We start from the raw sequence: 16,899 nt of genomic DNA, 5'->3' as shown, positions 1-16,899 counted from the left end.
TACCTTTCAAAATAGTGATTTTCACAAAGATTGATCTGTCTTCGCTTCTTCATTCTTTATAGTTGCCGGAGCTTGACTCCGGATTAATCCGGAAGGCAGATCCCGCACATGCAGGTCGAGCTGAGGAAAGGCAATATCAATATTATGTTCAGCAAATAATGTAGTAATTCGCGTGTTGAGGGCATCCTGAACTTCCAGTCGGTGAATTAAGGTATTAACGAATATACGCAGCTCAAAATCAAGAGAACTTGCGCCAAAAGCAAGAAAACAACATGTTGGCTCCGGCTCTGCCAGTACTCGTTCATCTTCTCTGGCAGCTTGCAATAGCAATTCACGAACTTTATTAGTATCACTCCCGTAAGCGACCCCTACCTTAATGACCACACGAGTAATCGAGTCAGTCAATGTCCAGTTGATCAGTTGACCGGTGATAAAAGTCTTATTGGGAATTACGATTTCCTTGTTATCCGGATCAAGAACTGTGGTCGCTCGCGTGCGAATGCGGGTAACTCTGCCGGTAAAACCATCGACCGTGATTACATCACCAACCCGAAAAGGTCTCTCGAACAACAAAATGATACCGGACACAAAATTGGCAAAAATTTCCTGCAGACCAAAGCCGAGCCCAACCGTCAAGGCTGCAGCCATCCATTGCAATTGCGACCAGCGCATTCCTAGAAAACCTAGTCCTATGATGGTGCCGCCTATCACAATAGTGTAGCGCAACACGCTGGTAATAGCATAACGCGAAGCGGCATCGATGCGGATATGCGACAACAGGCTAATTTCGATCAACCCCGGCAGATTTCTGGCTCCAATAACCGTCATAACCAGAACAAAGATACCTAGCAATACCGCAATCAATGTGATTGATTGCTGGATCGTAGCACCATCAGCACCCACCTCACTGACATGCCAAAGGGCAATCTCATCCAGACGGGTAACCGCAGGCAGGATGCCAGCCCATACCCAGATCAAGCCCAGTATAAGCAGCGTTAAGCGAATGGCGCGCAACAAGCGGCGCGTCTGAGTATTGACTTGTTCCAGAGTAATATTTTCTTCCGGTTCCGGTATGGCCTCTCCGGACTCTTCGGCAGCTTGAGCAGCTGCCAAGCGGCGCTCATCAAATCGATGCAGGGCCAGACGTCGCTCACCGAGCAAAAACCAGCGTGCCAGTAGCCCTACTCCAATGGCCACCATCACAATCACACTAAAGCTGGCTATCAGTGACTGCAATATCATACCTGCGGTATAGACATAACCGGTCAACGCTAAAATTGCAACCGTCAGCAATGATATTGGAAGCAGCACCCGCAATAGCTTGCGCAAAGTTGATGGTTCGCTGGTTACTCCGCGAATGACCCAAAGCCGCCCTACATCCAATAAGCGCCAAAGCACCCACGCAAGCACCACGCAGCTCAGCAAAATGGCCAGGCGCGCCTGCACATCGATCGCCAGGTCAAGCTTACGGATAAATGCCAACGAGCCGATGAAGTATAACGGTAGCACCACAATAGCCATTCCCGGCAGCGACTGACGCAATGCCTCGCGGCGTTGCTTGGTCCAGCGGAAATGCGCATGACCAAGACCTTGTTCCCTGCTGATCCAATAAAGTAATTGCACAATCAGCAACGGTAGTGCCATCAACATACAAGCCTGACCCATGGAATGGCTAAAACGTCCAGGATTACCAATGCCTTGTAGCAATTGTCCTAACAATATCAGCATCACCGGGCCGGGTAAAACAGCCAGCAAGGTCCACCCCAACGTTTTAAGCGTAGCGGAATAGCTGTCCTGGCGAATCCGGCTGGTATCCACTGCCAAAGTTTCGATACGCCCGGGTGCGCGGCGCCGGAGCAGCAGCAAGATCAATACCAGCAGTAAGCTACCGATCCACGGAAGCGGCTGTTGATGAAAGCTGCGCAGGCTTAACTCCATCGTGGTGAGGAAACGCGATGGTTTAATCAGATCATACAATCCCTCGGGTAAACGTTGCAGCCAATCGCCATTAATTACGCCATGACTGGGAATCCACAACAAATACCGCTCCAGCATCTGCTGTAGTTCCTGAACATTATAAATTTGCTCCTGCAGCGCTTGCTCGCTTTTTTCCAAAGCTGAAATACGCCGCTGCAGCAAAGGTTCCAATAATGCCAACAGTTCGGTACGTTTGCGCAATAAAGGAAACAATAAATTCTGTGCGACTTCATCAACATGCGCATCATCATCCGCTCCTGTGGGTGTCTCTACCAACGCGTCTGCGGCATTGTCGATATCCAGCAAGCTGCGCTGCTGCTCGCTCAGCATTACTCGCTCCAGCCGCAGATCGGCCAGATCATTACGAATCTTTTCCAAGTGTATTTTTAGGCGAGTCAAAGATTCCAGCTGCCGCCGTTCACCCCATAACCAGCGGCCAACACGTTCGCTGGTACCACCGACGTCAAGCCGGATACGCGTGTCGCTTAAAGTTACTGCAATGCGTTCACGCGCTTGCTCGATCCGGACCAAAGCAGCGCGATCCCGAGCCAATTGTTCGTTTTGCTGGAGAAGTTCCTCACCCGTTTTACGATTCACTGTGGCCGCTTCCGCCGCTACAGTGTTGCCCCCTGCCAGCTCTTTTTCACGTTTAATCAATTGTCCGATCAGTGACTCCAGTTCATATCGGCCTCGACTGGTAATACGTTGCTGCAAATGCTTTATCCGCTCTTCATGCAAATCCAGCCGGTACCGCAGTTCACGTAGTGATAGCTCATGCAAACGCTGACGTTGCGTGGCGGTATCCTGCTCGGCAAGACGCAATTCCAGCGTGATTTGTAACCGCCGTTGTTCACTCAGACGATGCAGACGCCGGGCTTCAAACAATGCTGCGGGTTCATCTTTTTGAGCAACGATCGAAACGGATAATTCTTCGATGCGACGGCGCAATGTGGCGATTTCATCCGCCGCTTGAGCCGGACGTGATAATATCAAGGCAAGATCAGTACCCGCTGCATTGATCTGCGCATGCAGATCGGTGATGATAGTGCGTTCCTGTTCCAGAATCTGTTCCAACGTTTCCCCATCCGCGTCAGCCGGAATACGTTTGGACCATTCGAGCAGCTCCTGCTCATGATTTGTTGCCAATGCTTTATTCAGGCGCTCCATCCGTGCCGGCTGATCTGCCGTCTCAGCCTGTAATGTAGCCAAGCGTTCTTTCAATATCTCAGCTTCCTGTTCATCCGCTTTAGCGGCATCCAGATGATTAATGGCGGCTTGCCGTTGCGTTTCTTCCATCTTGCTGCGATCGACCGCTACGCGCGCGGTATCGATGGCTTTAATAGCCGATGACTGTGTTTTTGCGTAAACGCTGCCAGTAAACAAAAACAGTCCTGCTGATGTGCTGCACAGAAGCAGAAAAAACAGCGCTAAACGAGAGAAGTATTTCAATAGCATAGATATAATTAATAGTGATAAAAGATGCGTGATCTTTGGGAAAAGGAGCTAATCCGACTGAACATGGAAACATGCTTTGCGGTAAATATCAAATCAACCAAAAACGATTGCAACAGGCTCTCTTTTAAAATACCTTATTTTTAATTCGAATGAAAAATTTATAATTCATTCATTTCAAAGGCAAGCGTAAAAGTCTTGAGACCAATTATTTCCCCAACCGATCATTTTTGCAAATGATAGAATAACCGACGAAGCTGGTCAGACAGTCGCCGCCTGGTGTTCTTCTTGAACACAGGGGGAGGAAAGTCCGGGCTCCACAGAGCAGGATGACGGCTAACAGCCGTCCACCGTAAGGTGAGGAACAGGGCCACAGAGACGAGCGTATTCAGTTACGGTGAAACGCGGTAACCTCCATCCGGAGCAAGACCAAATAGGCAGGCAATGATGCGGCTCGCGGAGCCTGCGGGTAGGTTGCTTGAGTGCACAGGTAACTGCGCAACTAGAGGAATGACTGTCCACGACAGAACCCGGCTTATCGGCCAGCTTCATCAATTTTACAAGCTCGTTATGGTCACCCATATATACAAAGCGGTTATTCGTTAACTCAATAATAAGCATCGAATACATTCAATTATCGCAATGATCCGTAAACTTCTCCGCAAGGTATTTAATCGTAAAGCATCTGCCCCCGAATCGCTGACAAAGCTGAATATTATTGCTAGCAAGCATCATGGAATCCGATCTAACCAAATTACCCCCTGCACATTAAAAATTGCCCTCAATTTACAGCAGGCCGGATTTTCCGCTTATCTCGTCGGAGGCGCGGTACGCGATTTGTTATTGGGATTGGTGCCGAAAGATTTCGATGTTGCAACCAATGCAACGCCTGAAGAAGTTCATAAAATTTTTCGCCGCTCGCGCATTATCGGACGACGCTTTCGCTTGGTACATGTAATGTGTGGCGCGGAAACTGTGGAAGTATCGACTTTTCGAGGGCCTTCACCGGATGAGAATGAAGATCCGGCGTTTAAGCAGTCGATCGATCAGCATGGCCGCTTGTTACACGACAATGTTTTTGGTAGTCAGGAAGAAGACGCAATGCGCCGTGATTTTACGGTCAATGCATTGTTTTATGATCCTGTCAAAGAAGAAATTCTGGATTACCTGCATGGCTACGAAGATATCAAGGCCAGAAGAATGCGCATTATCGGGGATCCGGTACAACGCTTCCGCGAGGACCCGATACGCCTGTTACGGGCGGTGCGCTTGGCTACAAAGCTGGATATGCAAATTGATGCGCAAACTGCAAAACCGATCGGCGATCTGGCGCCTTTACTGCAAAATGTGCCGCCGTCCCGCTTGTTTGATGAAATGCTGAAATTGCTACTCTCTGGACACGCTTTAGCCTGTGTCGTTGAATTGCGCATGCGCGGCTTACATCACGGCCTATTACCCATGCTCGATGTCATCTTGGAACAGCCCTTGGGCGAGCGTTTTATCACTATCGCACTGAAAAATACTGATGAACGGGTCAGGCAAAATAAGCCGGTCTCGCCGGGGTTTCTTTTTGCCATATTGTTATGGCATGAAGTACTGTCACACTGGAATTCACTCCAAGCATCCGGAGAAAAGCCATTGCCTGCTTTGTTTGAAGCAATGAATCACATTCTTTCGCTACAACGTAAAAAATTGGCGATTCCCCGCCGCTTTGATGCAGTAATACAGGAAATTTGGGCAATGCAACCACGTTTCGAAGCACGCATCGGACGTAAGCCTTTCCGTCTGCTTGCTCATCCACGGTTTCGCGCCGCCTATGATTTTATGTTGCTACGTTGCGAAAGCGGTGAGCTCAGTACCGAATTCGGAGAATGGTGGAAAGCATTTTTATCCGCAGACAATGCCGAACGTGAAAAAATGTTACCCAAGCAAACAACCCTCAAAAAAGGGAGAAAAAAACGCAGCCGCAAAAAATCATCCTCCAACTCTGCTCATCCCCTTGAAAACACCGTCGACAACTCGGACACTTAAACTATAAATCTCATATCAATGGAAAAAGGACTGGTTTTTATCGCCCTGGGAAGTAATCTTGAAACTCCGATTTCTCAGATACAACGCGCTTTTAATGAATTGGGGCGGCTTACTGACACACAACTCATAAAACACTCGTCGTTGTATCGAAGTGCGCCGGTCGGACGGCTGGACCAACCGGATTTCATCAACGCTGTAGCGCAGATCAAGACCGGGCTTGCACCGCTGGATTTACTGTCTGCGTTGCTCGCTATCGAACACAAACAGGGGCGCGTGCGTGAATCGTTGAATGCGCCACGCACCCTGGATCTCGACATACTGCTGTATGATGCACTGCAATGCAACGATGCCGGATTGATCATACCGCATCCACGTATGATCCACCGCGCATTTGTACTGCAACCCCTGATAGAAATCGCTCCGGATTGCCAGATCCCGGGATATGGCCCCATTGCACCCTTACTTGCCGCATGTAAAGATCAAGAACTATTAAAAATCAACTCATAATAAAACATCACGATCTGAAGCTTATTTTTCCACAAAATACCACTACACAAAAGCATGAGAACCTCACTCGCTACCCTGCAAAAAATGGTTGAGAACAACGAAAAAATCGCTGTTCTCACATGCTATGACGCAACTTTCGCACGCATTCTGGAAAACTCAGGCATAGATGCATTGTTAGTCGGTGATTCATTGGGAAATGTTTTACAAGGTGAAAACACGACGTTATCCGTCACGCTCGATGACATGATTTATCACACACGCTGCGTCGCACGAGGCACCGACAAAGTGCTCATTATCACCGACATGCCTTTCGGCAGCTATCAAGTTTCACCGCAGCTCGCTTTTAAGAATGCCAGCAGAATTATTGCTGCAGGAGCTCAAATGATAAAAATTGAGGGTGGTCACATCATGACTGATACCATTCAATTCCTAACCCGACGCGGTATACCTGTCTGCGCGCATATCGGCTTAACTCCACAATCCATCCATCAACTGGGTGGGTATAAATTACAGGGTAATTCGGAGAAATCCGCCAAGCTATTATTGGATGAAGCAAAACTTCTCGAAAAATCGGGCGCAGGCATGCTGGTTATGGAACTCATACCCGCCAAACTGGCTGAAAAAATCACGCAAACACTTTCCATTCCTACTATCGGTATTGGCGCCGGCAAGAACTGTTCCGGACAAGTCCTGGTACTGCACGATATGTTAGGGTTATCTCAAGGGAAAAAACCACGTTTCATCAAAGATTTCATGATTGAAGCCAAAAGTATCCCGGCAGCGGTGGAGAATTATGTCATTGCTGTCAAAGCTGGACAGTTTCCCAGTGCCGAACATCAATTCTAACTCATAAGTACTGCGTGAAAATTATTACCGACATCCCCGGTTTGCATAAAAATATTTGCCGAAAACAAGGTATTGCTTTTGTTCCAACGATGGGAAATTTACATGCGGGACATCTTGCTCTGATCGATCAAGCTAAGCAATTGGCAGATTGTGTTGTTGTCAGTATCTTCGTCAATCGGTTGCAATTTCTTCCCCATGAAGATTTTAATCGATATCCCCGAACGTTCGAAGAAGATTGCAGGACGCTGTCGACACAAAATGTCAAGATAGTTTTTGCACCTAATGAAAAAATTCTTTTCCCAACGCCACAAGAATTCTTGTTAGCATTACCACCTGTAGCAGATATCCTGGAAGGAAAATTTAGACCAGGATTTTTTCGTGGTGTTGCAACGATCATATTGAAATTATTCAATATTATTCAACCTGAATTCGCTGTATTCGGCAAAAAGGATTATCAGCAGTTGCATATAGTGCGTGAAATGGTACAACAACTAAATTTACCTGTTCAAATTATTGCGAGTGAAACCGTTCGAGCGGCGGATGGCTTGGCACTTAGTTCACGCAATCAGTATTTGAATGAAGTGCAACGTACAGAAGCTTGCAGGCTTTACCAAACGCTTTTGCGGATCAAACAAGAAATTAGTTCCGGTAATAAAAATTTTCAGACATTGCAACAAAACGCTGTCAGCAACCTGGAGCAACACGGTTGGAGGGTTGATTACATCAGCATCCATAATCGCAATACGCTTTCATTTGCTCAGGCTTCCGATCAGGATCTGATCGTTTTAGGCGCAGCCTGGCTGGATAACACGCGATTAATCGATAACCTGGAAATCTAACATCTGTTTTTTGTAACGGGCATAGCATGATGACTGCTTTTCCAAACGAGACAAATAAAGAACAAAAAATGATGCAATCATTGAGCACTTTTTGGTTATCCTGTCTGGATCATTTTCAAAAAGAACTCAATGCACAACAATTTAACACCTGGATCAAGCCATTGGAGATTGATCTTGCATTCAATGGCGATAACAAAGTTGTATTGATCGCACCCAATCGTTTTGTATCGCAATGGGTAGCGGACAACTTTATTATGCATATTGAAAGCATGGCAAAAGCCTACTTTGACAAAAATATCCAATTTCATTTAAAGCTTTCTGATCAAACAGATACCAAAAACAATACATCGAATCAGATATCAGAATCCACACCTAACTCCGGTGAAGTCAAGCCGGAGCCTAAAACTGTTTATCAGCCTACCAAAAAAAATCTCAATGGATTAAACCCTAACTTTACTTTTGATAACTTTATAACCGGAAAAGCCAATCAATTAGCGCGAGCGGGCGCCATTCAAGTAGCTGAATCACCCGGGGTTGCCTATAACCCGCTATTTATCTATGGTGGCGTTGGTCTTGGAAAAACGCATTTGATTCAAGCAATTGGAAATTACGTACACGAAAACAACAAAAGTGCAAAAATTCGTTATGTTCATGCGGAAAAATACGTCTCCGATGTTGTCAGCGCATATCAACACAAAGCATTTGACAAGTTCAAGCTTTACTATCACTCATTGGATCTGCTACTGGTTGACGACGTGCAATTTTTTGGTGGAAAAAACCGTACGCAGGAAGAGTTTTTTTACGCGTTTAACGCACTCATTGAAACGCACAAACAAGTCATTATTACCTGTGACACTTATCCCAAAGAAATTACCGGATTGGAAGAACGCTTGGTTTCACGCTTTGGTTGGGGATTAACCGTAGCGGTAGAACCTCCTGAACTGGAAATGCGTGTCGCGATTCTTTTGAAAAAAGCTGAAATGGAAAAAATCCGACTGGATGAAAACGTCGCTTTTTTTATCGCCAAACATATCCGTTCAAATGTACGCGAGCTGGAAGGCGCGTTAAAACGAGTGCTGGCTTTCTCACGCTTTGTCAACCAGGACATAACCCTTGATTTGGCGAAAGAAGCATTAAAAGATTTGCTTGCGGTACAAAGTCGTCAAATTTCAATTGAAAACATTCAGAAAACTGTCGCGGACTATTATAAAATCAAAGTTTCTGAAATGTATTCAAAAAAACGTTCACGGATAGTTGCAAGGCCCCGGCAAATGGCAATGGCCATTGCTAAAGAGCTGACTTCCCTAAGTCTACCGGATATTGGTGAAGCTTTTGGTGGAAGAGATCATACTACCGTATTACATGGTTACCGCAAGATTAACGAATTGCGCATTTCCGATCCTTTGGTAAGCCGGGATTTTAACGCTTTAATACTCATTTTAAGAGGTTAATAACTGTTTAACACTTTGTGGATAACTGCTGATTTTAAAAATCTGTTATTTTTATCCACAACCTATCCACTATCTATACCCTGGTCATACCGACCCAAAAATTATTGTATCTTATTGAAATTAAAATAAAGATATAAACTATACAGAAGTATTAAAGACATTATCTAATTACTACTATTTTCATAATCAATGCTTTTAATCAAAACTAACCGAGATACCCTGTTAAAACCGCTACAAACTGTAACCGGAATTGTAGAACGCCGACAAACATTACCTATCCTATCAAATGTTCTGATCAGACAAAATCAAGAAAAGACCTCTTTTTTAACCACTGATCTGGAGATACAAATCAAAACGGAAACTGCTGAAAGCCTTTCATCTCAAAAAGATTTCGCTTTCACAGTATCGGCTAAAAAACTTCAGGATATTTTACGTTCACTGTCGACCGATATCGAAGTAACGTTAACGCGGAAAGACGATCATTTATTGGTTAAATCCCATAAAAGCGCATTTAATCTGCAAATTCTTCCGGCGGAAGATTTTCCCGAAGTCGCTGAAGAACCGGAATCCGATAATGCTGTTACACTTAAGCAAAAAGAATTCAAGGATCTTTTGCATCTTGTTCAATTTGCGGTAGCTCAGCAGGATATCCGCTATTATTTAAATGGACTTTTATTGTTGATTGATGGTAAGCAATTGATCAGCGTAGGTACGGATGGCCATCGTCTTGCTTATGTCTCTACCGGTTTGGATAAGGCACAGAAAAAACAGGAAGTGATCCTACCGCGTAAGGCCGTGTTTGAGCTATCTAAATTACTACATGACAATGAAGATCCGATAAAAATAGAATATTTCCAAAATAAAGTCCGGTTTTCTTTTTCAGATATAACGCTGATATCGAAAATCATCGACGGGAAGTTTCCCGATTACAATCGGGTTATTCCGACGAGAAACAATAAATTGCTTGAAATTAACCGGCTTGTTTTTCTGCAAGCATTGCAGCGTGTTTCCATTCTATCCAATCAAAGCGATAAATTTCGCGGTGTGCGTTTAATCGTCAATAAAGATAATCTGCGCATTATCTGCAAGAACAATGAGCAAGAAGAAGCCGAAGAAGAACTGGAAATCAATTATCAGGATGATCCAGTGGACATCAGCCTGAACATCACCTATTTAATGGATTTATTAAACAATGTGACGAGTGAAATGGTGCAATGCGCGTTTGAAAATGCTAACAGCAGTGTTCTAATGACGGTACCTGGAAATGAAATATTCAAATACATTGTAATGCCCATGAGAATTTAATCGTAGCCGCCCCAGCATCAATCTTAATCGCGAACGTTAAATCGCTTCCATAACTTTCTTCATAAAGTACCCAGACTAATGAGTGATCAAAATCCCCACGTACCCAAAGAAAATCCAGCCAATTACGATTCTGAAAGCATAAAAATACTCAAAGGCCTGGATGCCGTACGTAAAAGGCCCGGCATGTATATTGGCGATACCAGCGATGGTACAGGCTTGCATCACATGGTATTCGAAGTTGTCGATAACGCCATTGACGAAGCACTAGCAGGCCATTGCGATGAAATAACCGTCACTATCCACCCGGATAATTCGGTCAGCGTGCTGGACAATGGGCGGGGTATTCCCACCGGGATTAAACAGGACGATGAAATGAAGCGTTCAGCGGCGGAAATCGTCATGACCGAATTACACGCAGGGGGAAAGTTCGATGACAATTCATATAAAGTTTCCGGTGGTTTACATGGGGTTGGCGTATCAGTAGTCAATGCATTATCAGAATGGTTGAAACTCACGATCAGGCGTGATAGCAAGACGCACCAGATAGAATTTCGTATGGGGGTCCCAGTCAAACCATTGGAAATCATCGGAGAAAGTGAACGGCACGGTACAGAAGTACATTTTCTTGCCAGCAAGGAAATTTTCGGCAACATTGAATATCATTATGATATTTTCGCCAAGCGTTTACGTGAACTATCGTTTCTCAATAACGGAGTAAAAATTCATCTGATCGATCAACGTAGCGGCAAGGATGAAAAATTCGCTTTTACCGGCGGTATCAGAAACTTTGTTGAATACATCAATCGTAGTAAGACGGTGCTGCACCCAAGTATTTTCTATACGACGGGGGTAAAGGACAATATTGCCGTCGAAGTATCGATGCAATGGAATGACAGTTATACCGAGCAAGTGCTGTGTTTTACCAACAATATTCCGCAAAAGGACGGTGGTACTCACTTGACGGGCTTGCGCGCAGCAATGACACGCACGCTTAACAATTACATTGAAAAAAATGAGCTGGCCAAAAAAGCCAAGGTTGAAACTTCCGGTGATGATATGCGTGAAGGCTTGTCGTGCGTATTATCGGTAAAACTGTTTGAGCCTAAATTTTCGTCGCAAACCAAAGAAAAATTGGTGTCTTCGGAAGTGCGCCCCGTAGTGGAGGAGGTTGTGACGCAAAAGCTGTCTGAGTATTTACTTGAAAATCCACTGGATGCAAAAACCATTTGCAATAAAATTATTGATTCTGCCCGAGCTCGCGAAGCTGCCCGTAAGGCGCGTGAACTGACACGCCGCAAAGGTGTGCTCGATAGTATGGGATTACCTGGAAAACTGGCTGATTGCCAGGAAAAAAATCCGGCATTGTGCGAACTCTATTTGGTCGAAGGTGATTCCGCCGGTGGTTCCGCCAAACAGGGGCGCGATCGCAAATTCCAGGCGATCATGCCACTCAAGGGAAAAATCCTGAATGTCGAAAAAGCGCGTTTTGACAAGCTGATTTCGTCTCAGGAGATCATTTCTTTGATCACCGCGTTGGGAACCGGTTTCGGTAAGGATGAATACAACCCGGATAAGCTGCGTTATCACCGCATTATCATCATGACTGACGCGGACGTGGATGGCTCGCATATCCGCACCTTGCTGTTAACCTTCTTTTACCGGCAAATGCCCGAACTGATCGAGCGCGGTCATATTTATATCGCGCAACCGCCTTTGTATAAAATCAAACACGGTAAAAAAGAACGTTACGTCAAGGATGATCATGAATTAAAACAACACCTGCTCAGCCTCGCGTTAACCGATGCCGAGCTGCATACCGGTGAGGGAAGACCCTCTTTGAGCGGCGAAACACTGGAAAAAATCGCCAATGAATACATTCTGGCGGAAGCGGTTATCGAGCGCATGAGCCAGATGATCGATAGTAACGTAATGCACGCGTTGCTGCGCCAGCCGGATATCGACTTGCACAATGAACAAACGGCGATTGACAGTGCAGCCCGTCTGGCTGCACGTATTAAGGATGTGGAAATCGCTGCGGAATATGATGATGTGCACGAACGCTATCGATTGAAAATCATGCGCATGTCGCATGGTAACGTGCTGACTAGCTACCTGGATAATGATTTTGTGGAGAGTGGCGACTATGTGCAGATCCAGAAAACCGCGCAGGTATTTGAAGGTTTGCTGGATCAGGGTGCTTATATTCGACGCGGTGAACGTAAGCAAGCTATTAACGAATTCAAACACGCACTTGAATGGTTGCTGGAAGAAGCGAAAAAAGGCCTGAATGTGCAACGCTACAAAGGCCTGGGGGAAATGAATCCGAGCCAATTGTGGGAAACTACGATGGATCCGGAAAACCGTCGCCTGCTACGTGCGCAAATCGAGGATAGCATCCTCACCGACGAAATTTTTACCACATTGATGGGTGATATGGTCGAACCACGGCGGGCGTTCATCGAGAAGAATGCGCTACGGGCGACAAATATCGATATTTAGATTGATGAGTAACCAGGGAAAATCCTGTTTACAGCAGTGTTATCAGGAGATTAAATCATGAGAAGCCTACTTTTCATCGCTATTTTTAGTATTTCTCTATTATCCGGTTGTGCTAAAAATGATAATAAGGATAAAGAACCATTAGTTCAATGTGATGATGTGGTCAGTCGTGGTTACCTTAATGTTTTATCCATCAATCTTCTGTTTAAAGAAATTGAAATGCGCGAGCAGCGTCTGAAAGCTGTTGCCGAGTTTGCGGAGAAAACACCGGTGGATGTTATTCTGCTCCAAGAGGTGGTTGGAGGTTCATTGGTTCATACTGAAAATAGCGCGGAAGATTTGCAAAAGGAACTTCGTGCCCGCAAACGTGATTATGATTTGTACACGGCTTTTGAAATCGGGTTGCCGGGCGTGATAGGCGTGGCTAATGCCATATTGAGTCGTTGCGAAATTGATTTCAGAACCACTCGGCGTTTGCCGCATGCGACGGAATTGAATTTTCGCGGACATGATATCAAGTTGCCAAGAAATGTGATGATGACACGCATCAATGTCCCTCAATCCAGTAAACTGAATATTTACAATACTCATCTTTGTGCTGCATGTACCGCGGATCAACTGGATGCCCAATTGGATGTTATGCTGCCGTTCATTAGTGAGCTGGAGGCATCCTTTCCAAGTAATAATTTTACAATTCTTGGCGGTGATTTCAATATCGACCGTTTCCGTACAGACCCCTTTGTGGAACGACCTTTCTACGATAGGATTGTGAGCGCCGGTTTTATCGATGCTTATGCGCAGAATAGATCGCTGGATAATTTATGCGCTAACCCCGAGCAAGCGGATGCGCATTGTACCGTCGGGGTTTCATCATTGGATGCAGGGGGATCTGCCAGGCGCATTGACTACATTTTTATGAATACGGAAAAGCGCTTGCGTGAAAGCCGGGTGGTATTTAACACCCTTATTGATCCTGATCAGACCAGTGTATCGGATCATGCCGGTGTCTTTGTTTCAGTCACGCTACCCTAGATACAGCAAGCGAGGTATGTCAACGGCTACTCAAATAGGTGGTCTTTTACAGGAATTTACGGTACTTACGCAGCTACCCGTGATGCACGCTTACGCTCATGTTCCAATAGATGGCGTTTACGAATCCGGATCGTTTTCGGCGTAATTTCTACCAATTCATCATCAGCGATAAATTCAATCGCGGATTCCAGCGTGAGCTGAATCGGCGGAATCAACGTGACAGCTTCATCGGTTCCCGAAGCGCGGATATTAGTCAGTTGTTTGCCTTTGATCGGATTCACGACCAAATCGTTATCGCGGGTATGAATACCAATCACCATGCCTTCGTACAAGCGGTCGCCGGGGCTGACGAACATGCGGCCGCGATCTTGCAGTTTCCATAATGCATACGCAACGGCTTCACCTTGTTCGGCGGAAATGAGCACACCATTTCTGCGCGGCGGGATTTCCGGACGCATCGGGGCGAATTCATCGAATACATGACTCATCAAGCCAGTGCCGCGTGTCATGGTCATGAATTCGGACTGAAAGCCGATCAAACCGCGCGCAGGGATACGATAGTCCAGGCGCACACGTCCTTTAGCATCCGATACCATATCCTGTAAATCACCACGGCGTGCACCCAAAGCTTCCATCACGGCACCCTGATTGGCTTCATCTACATCGACAGTGAGCATTTCAAACGGCTCGCATTTAATGCCGTCAATTTCACGAATTACCACGTGAGGGCGTGAGACGGCGAGTTCGTAGCCTTCGCGGCGCATATTTTCGAGCAGAATGGTGAGGTGCAATTCACCGCGTCCTGAAATCAAAAACGAGTCAGTTTCATTGGTGTCTTCCATTCTCAAGGCAACATTGGTCAACAATTCCCTTTCCAGACGCTCGCGTAACTGGCGGCTGGTGACGAATTTACCTTCCTGGCCGGCAAATGGCGAGGTGTTGACCTGAAATGTCATGGTCAGGGTTGGTTCGTCCACAGCGAGAATAGGTAGTGCTTCCGGCTGGTCGATACTTGCCAGAGTGGTACCGATACTCAAATCTTCCACACCGTTGATCAATACGATATCACCGGCCAACGCTTCTTTCATCTGTATCCGCTCCAAACCACGGAAACCGAGAACCTGATTGACTTTGGCTTTTTTCGGTGATTTGTCACCCGTAAGTACCATAACCTCTTGACCAGGCCTCAACTTACCGCGATGAATGCGGCCAATACCAATACGGCCAACAAAACTGGAATAATCCAGTGCGCTGATTTGCAGTTGCAGCGGTTCATCAGGATTGCCTTCAGGGGCGGGAACATATTTGAGGATAGTGTCGAATAACGGACGCATGTCTGCACTGGATGTATCCATATCCAAAGTAGCAAAGCCATTTAATGCCGAGGCATAAACAACGGGAAAATCAAGTTGTTCTTCACTGGCACCCAATTTATCGAACAGATCAAAGGTTTGATCAACCACCCAGCCGGCGCGTGCACCCGGCCGGTCAATCTTGTTGATCACGACGATCGGGCGCAGGCCCAGCGCAAGCGCTTTTTTGGTGACAAAACGGGTTTGCGGCATTGGACCTTCGACGGCATCGACCAATAGTAATACGCCATCGACCATCGACAGTACACGCTCCACTTCACCGCCAAAATCCGCATGTCCGGGGGTATCGACGATATTGATATGAATTCCCTCGTAGTCGATAGCGCAATTCTTGGCTAAAATAGTAATACCACGCTCGCGCTCAATATCATTGGAATCCATCACGCGCTCGGAAATTTGCTGATGTGCGGCAAAGGTGCCGGCTTGGTGCAGGAGTTTATCGACCATAGTGGTTTTACCATGGTCAACGTGAGCGATGATGGCGATATTGCGGATCGGGCGAGACATAAATAATTCCTCAAAAATAAGCGATTAGTCCTTACGGTGGGGGCGACATTATAGCAGCCGATTGTTAATATGGCTAATTTAGCCTTCAGCTACGTTTTTCAAAAAACAGGAGTTCGAATATTGCCAGTGATTCGCTACTTATCACAAAGTTCCTTGCAGAGCTTGCAACTAACCACGCACGATGTCATTGCCAGCATCGAGCATTTATTATTTGCGAAAACCCAGCAGCAGGCCTGGAATGCCCCCAAAGCCGTAATTACCCCGCCGGATGGAAGATACATGATGGCAACGCTGGCTGCGGCTGACAATCCCCCATTTCTTGCGGTCAAAGCACTAGTACTCAATCCAGAAAACCCCAAATACGAATTGGCAAGCATTAACGCGCTGGTAACCTTGCTCGATAGCCGAAGCGGGCAGCCATTGGCGATCATCGATGGCAATTGGGTCACTGCAGTGCGTACTGCCGGATTAAGTGCGGTCGCTGCCAAGCGACTTGCACGACCGGACGCTTCTATCGCTGCATTTATCGGGTGTGGGGTGCAAGCCCTGAGCCATTTGCGAGCATTGGCCGAGATTTTTCAACTAAAGAGAATTAATGTGTTTGGACGGGGTGCGGCCAGCCGCGATGCATTTTGCCGTAGTGCAAATGAAATGGGCTTATCAGTCATTACAACACAAACTGCACAAGAGGCTATTCAAGATGCGGATTTGATCGTTACGTCCGTGACTTTGTCGCCTCAGCTGGTGCCATTTCTGGATGCACGCTGGCTAAAACCCGGCACATTCGTCACCATGACCGATCTGGCTGCGCCGTGGCTAAGTGAGAGTATGTCGGTATTGGAACGAATTATTATCGATGATCTGGAACAGGAAGCTGGGATGCCTGAACCGTTGGTTGATCCAGTGTTGGTGCATGGTGATTTGACAGGCTTAGTAACAGGTAAAACAGCGGGGCGTCAAAGTGCAGATGAGCGAACTGCTTTTGTATTCAGAGGGTTGGCGCTAGGAGATTTGGCTGTGTCCGGATTAGCTTATCAACGTGCGTGTGGGCAGTCACAAGGTACCCTGATAACATCCTGA

General features: G+C 46.2%; 11 protein-coding genes and 1 other RNA gene. 10 read left to right on the top strand and 2 right to left on the bottom strand.

The window, feature by feature from the left end:
- Nucleotides 1–21: 21 nt before the first annotated feature.
- Nucleotides 22–3,360 (bottom strand): mechanosensitive ion channel domain-containing protein, encoded by a 3,339-nt coding sequence (locus CPG39_RS09795; RefSeq protein ID WP_231990275.1) that lies wholly within the window; start codon nucleotides 3,358–3,360, stop codon nucleotides 22–24.
- A 322-nt stretch (nucleotides 3,361–3,682) separates the two neighbouring features.
- On the opposite strand from CPG39_RS09795, the gene rnpB reads away from it, so the two are divergent.
- The 9 genes from rnpB (at nucleotide 3,683) to CPG39_RS09750 (ending at nucleotide 13,939) form a co-directional block, all read left to right on the top strand.
- Nucleotides 3,683–3,983: RNase P RNA component class A (gene rnpB / locus CPG39_RS09790), an RNA gene on the top strand.
- 88 nt (nucleotides 3,984–4,071) lie between these two features.
- Nucleotides 4,072–5,460: a polynucleotide adenylyltransferase PcnB gene (gene pcnB, locus CPG39_RS09785; RefSeq protein ID WP_096293145.1), complete on the top strand. Its 1,389-nt coding sequence runs from the start codon at nucleotides 4,072–4,074 to the stop codon at nucleotides 5,458–5,460.
- Nucleotides 5,461–5,478: 18 nt separating this feature from the next.
- Nucleotides 5,479–5,967, top strand: coding sequence for a 2-amino-4-hydroxy-6-hydroxymethyldihydropteridine diphosphokinase (folK, locus tag CPG39_RS09780; RefSeq protein ID WP_096293144.1), 489 nt, complete (start codon nucleotides 5,479–5,481; stop codon nucleotides 5,965–5,967).
- 54 nt (nucleotides 5,968–6,021) lie between these two features.
- Nucleotides 6,022–6,813 (top strand): 3-methyl-2-oxobutanoate hydroxymethyltransferase, encoded by a 792-nt coding sequence (panB, locus tag CPG39_RS09775; RefSeq protein WP_096293142.1) that lies wholly within the window; start codon nucleotides 6,022–6,024, stop codon nucleotides 6,811–6,813.
- A 14-nt stretch (nucleotides 6,814–6,827) separates the two neighbouring features.
- On the top strand, nucleotides 6,828–7,652 hold the full coding sequence (panC, locus tag CPG39_RS09770) for a pantoate--beta-alanine ligase (protein WP_096293141.1): 825 nt from the start codon (nucleotides 6,828–6,830) through the stop codon (nucleotides 7,650–7,652).
- A gap of 71 nt (nucleotides 7,653–7,723) precedes the next feature.
- On the top strand, nucleotides 7,724–9,103 hold the full coding sequence (gene dnaA, locus CPG39_RS09765) for a chromosomal replication initiator protein DnaA (protein WP_231990441.1): 1,380 nt from the start codon (nucleotides 7,724–7,726) through the stop codon (nucleotides 9,101–9,103).
- A gap of 189 nt (nucleotides 9,104–9,292) precedes the next feature.
- Nucleotides 9,293–10,408 (top strand): DNA polymerase III subunit beta, encoded by a 1,116-nt coding sequence (gene dnaN, locus CPG39_RS09760; RefSeq protein ID WP_096293138.1) that lies wholly within the window; start codon nucleotides 9,293–9,295, stop codon nucleotides 10,406–10,408.
- A gap of 78 nt (nucleotides 10,409–10,486) precedes the next feature.
- Nucleotides 10,487–12,907: a DNA topoisomerase (ATP-hydrolyzing) subunit B gene (gyrB, locus tag CPG39_RS09755; RefSeq protein WP_096293136.1), complete on the top strand. Its 2,421-nt coding sequence runs from the start codon at nucleotides 10,487–10,489 to the stop codon at nucleotides 12,905–12,907.
- 57 nt (nucleotides 12,908–12,964) lie between these two features.
- A complete protein-coding gene (locus CPG39_RS09750; protein WP_096293134.1) occupies nucleotides 12,965–13,939 on the top strand; it encodes an endonuclease/exonuclease/phosphatase family protein in 975 nt (324 codons plus the stop codon).
- Nucleotides 13,940–14,004: 65 nt separating this feature from the next.
- Here the strand turns inward: CPG39_RS09750 and typA are convergent, their stop codons facing one another.
- Nucleotides 14,005–15,819 (bottom strand): translational GTPase TypA, encoded by a 1,815-nt coding sequence (gene typA, locus CPG39_RS09745; RefSeq protein ID WP_096293133.1) that lies wholly within the window; start codon nucleotides 15,817–15,819, stop codon nucleotides 14,005–14,007.
- A gap of 69 nt (nucleotides 15,820–15,888) precedes the next feature.
- Here typA and CPG39_RS09740 point away from each other — a divergent pair, with 69 nt between their 5' ends.
- Nucleotides 15,889–16,899: an ornithine cyclodeaminase family protein gene (locus CPG39_RS09740; RefSeq protein ID WP_231990274.1), complete on the top strand. Its 1,011-nt coding sequence runs from the start codon at nucleotides 15,889–15,891 to the stop codon at nucleotides 16,897–16,899.

Origin of the sequence: Nitrosomonas ureae, assembly GCF_900206265.1 — a bacterium.
Lineage (GTDB): Bacteria > Pseudomonadota > Gammaproteobacteria > Burkholderiales > Nitrosomonadaceae > Nitrosomonas > Nitrosomonas ureae_C.
Note: the sequence above shows the minus strand (reverse complement) of the source record. Positions and strands in the feature narration are given on the sequence as shown.

Coding starts and splice junctions, on each gene's coding strand:
- CPG39_RS09740 (WP_231990274.1), top strand. CDS start 15,889: ATGGCTAATTTAGCCTTCAGCTACGTTTTTCAAAAAACAGGAGTTCGA.
- CPG39_RS09750 (WP_096293134.1), top strand. CDS start 12,965: ATGAGAAGCCTACTTTTCATCGCTATTTTTAGTATTTCTCTATTATCC.
- dnaA (WP_231990441.1), top strand. CDS start 7,724: ATGCAATCATTGAGCACTTTTTGGTTATCCTGTCTGGATCATTTTCAA.
- folK (WP_096293144.1), top strand. CDS start 5,479: ATGGAAAAAGGACTGGTTTTTATCGCCCTGGGAAGTAATCTTGAAACT.
- gyrB (WP_096293136.1), top strand. CDS start 10,487: ATGAGTGATCAAAATCCCCACGTACCCAAAGAAAATCCAGCCAATTAC.
- panB (WP_096293142.1), top strand. CDS start 6,022: ATGAGAACCTCACTCGCTACCCTGCAAAAAATGGTTGAGAACAACGAA.
- typA (WP_096293133.1), bottom strand. CDS start 15,819: ATGTCTCGCCCGATCCGCAATATCGCCATCATCGCTCACGTTGACCAT.
- dnaN (WP_096293138.1), top strand. CDS start 9,293: ATGCTTTTAATCAAAACTAACCGAGATACCCTGTTAAAACCGCTACAA.
- pcnB (WP_096293145.1), top strand. CDS start 4,072: ATGATCCGTAAACTTCTCCGCAAGGTATTTAATCGTAAAGCATCTGCC.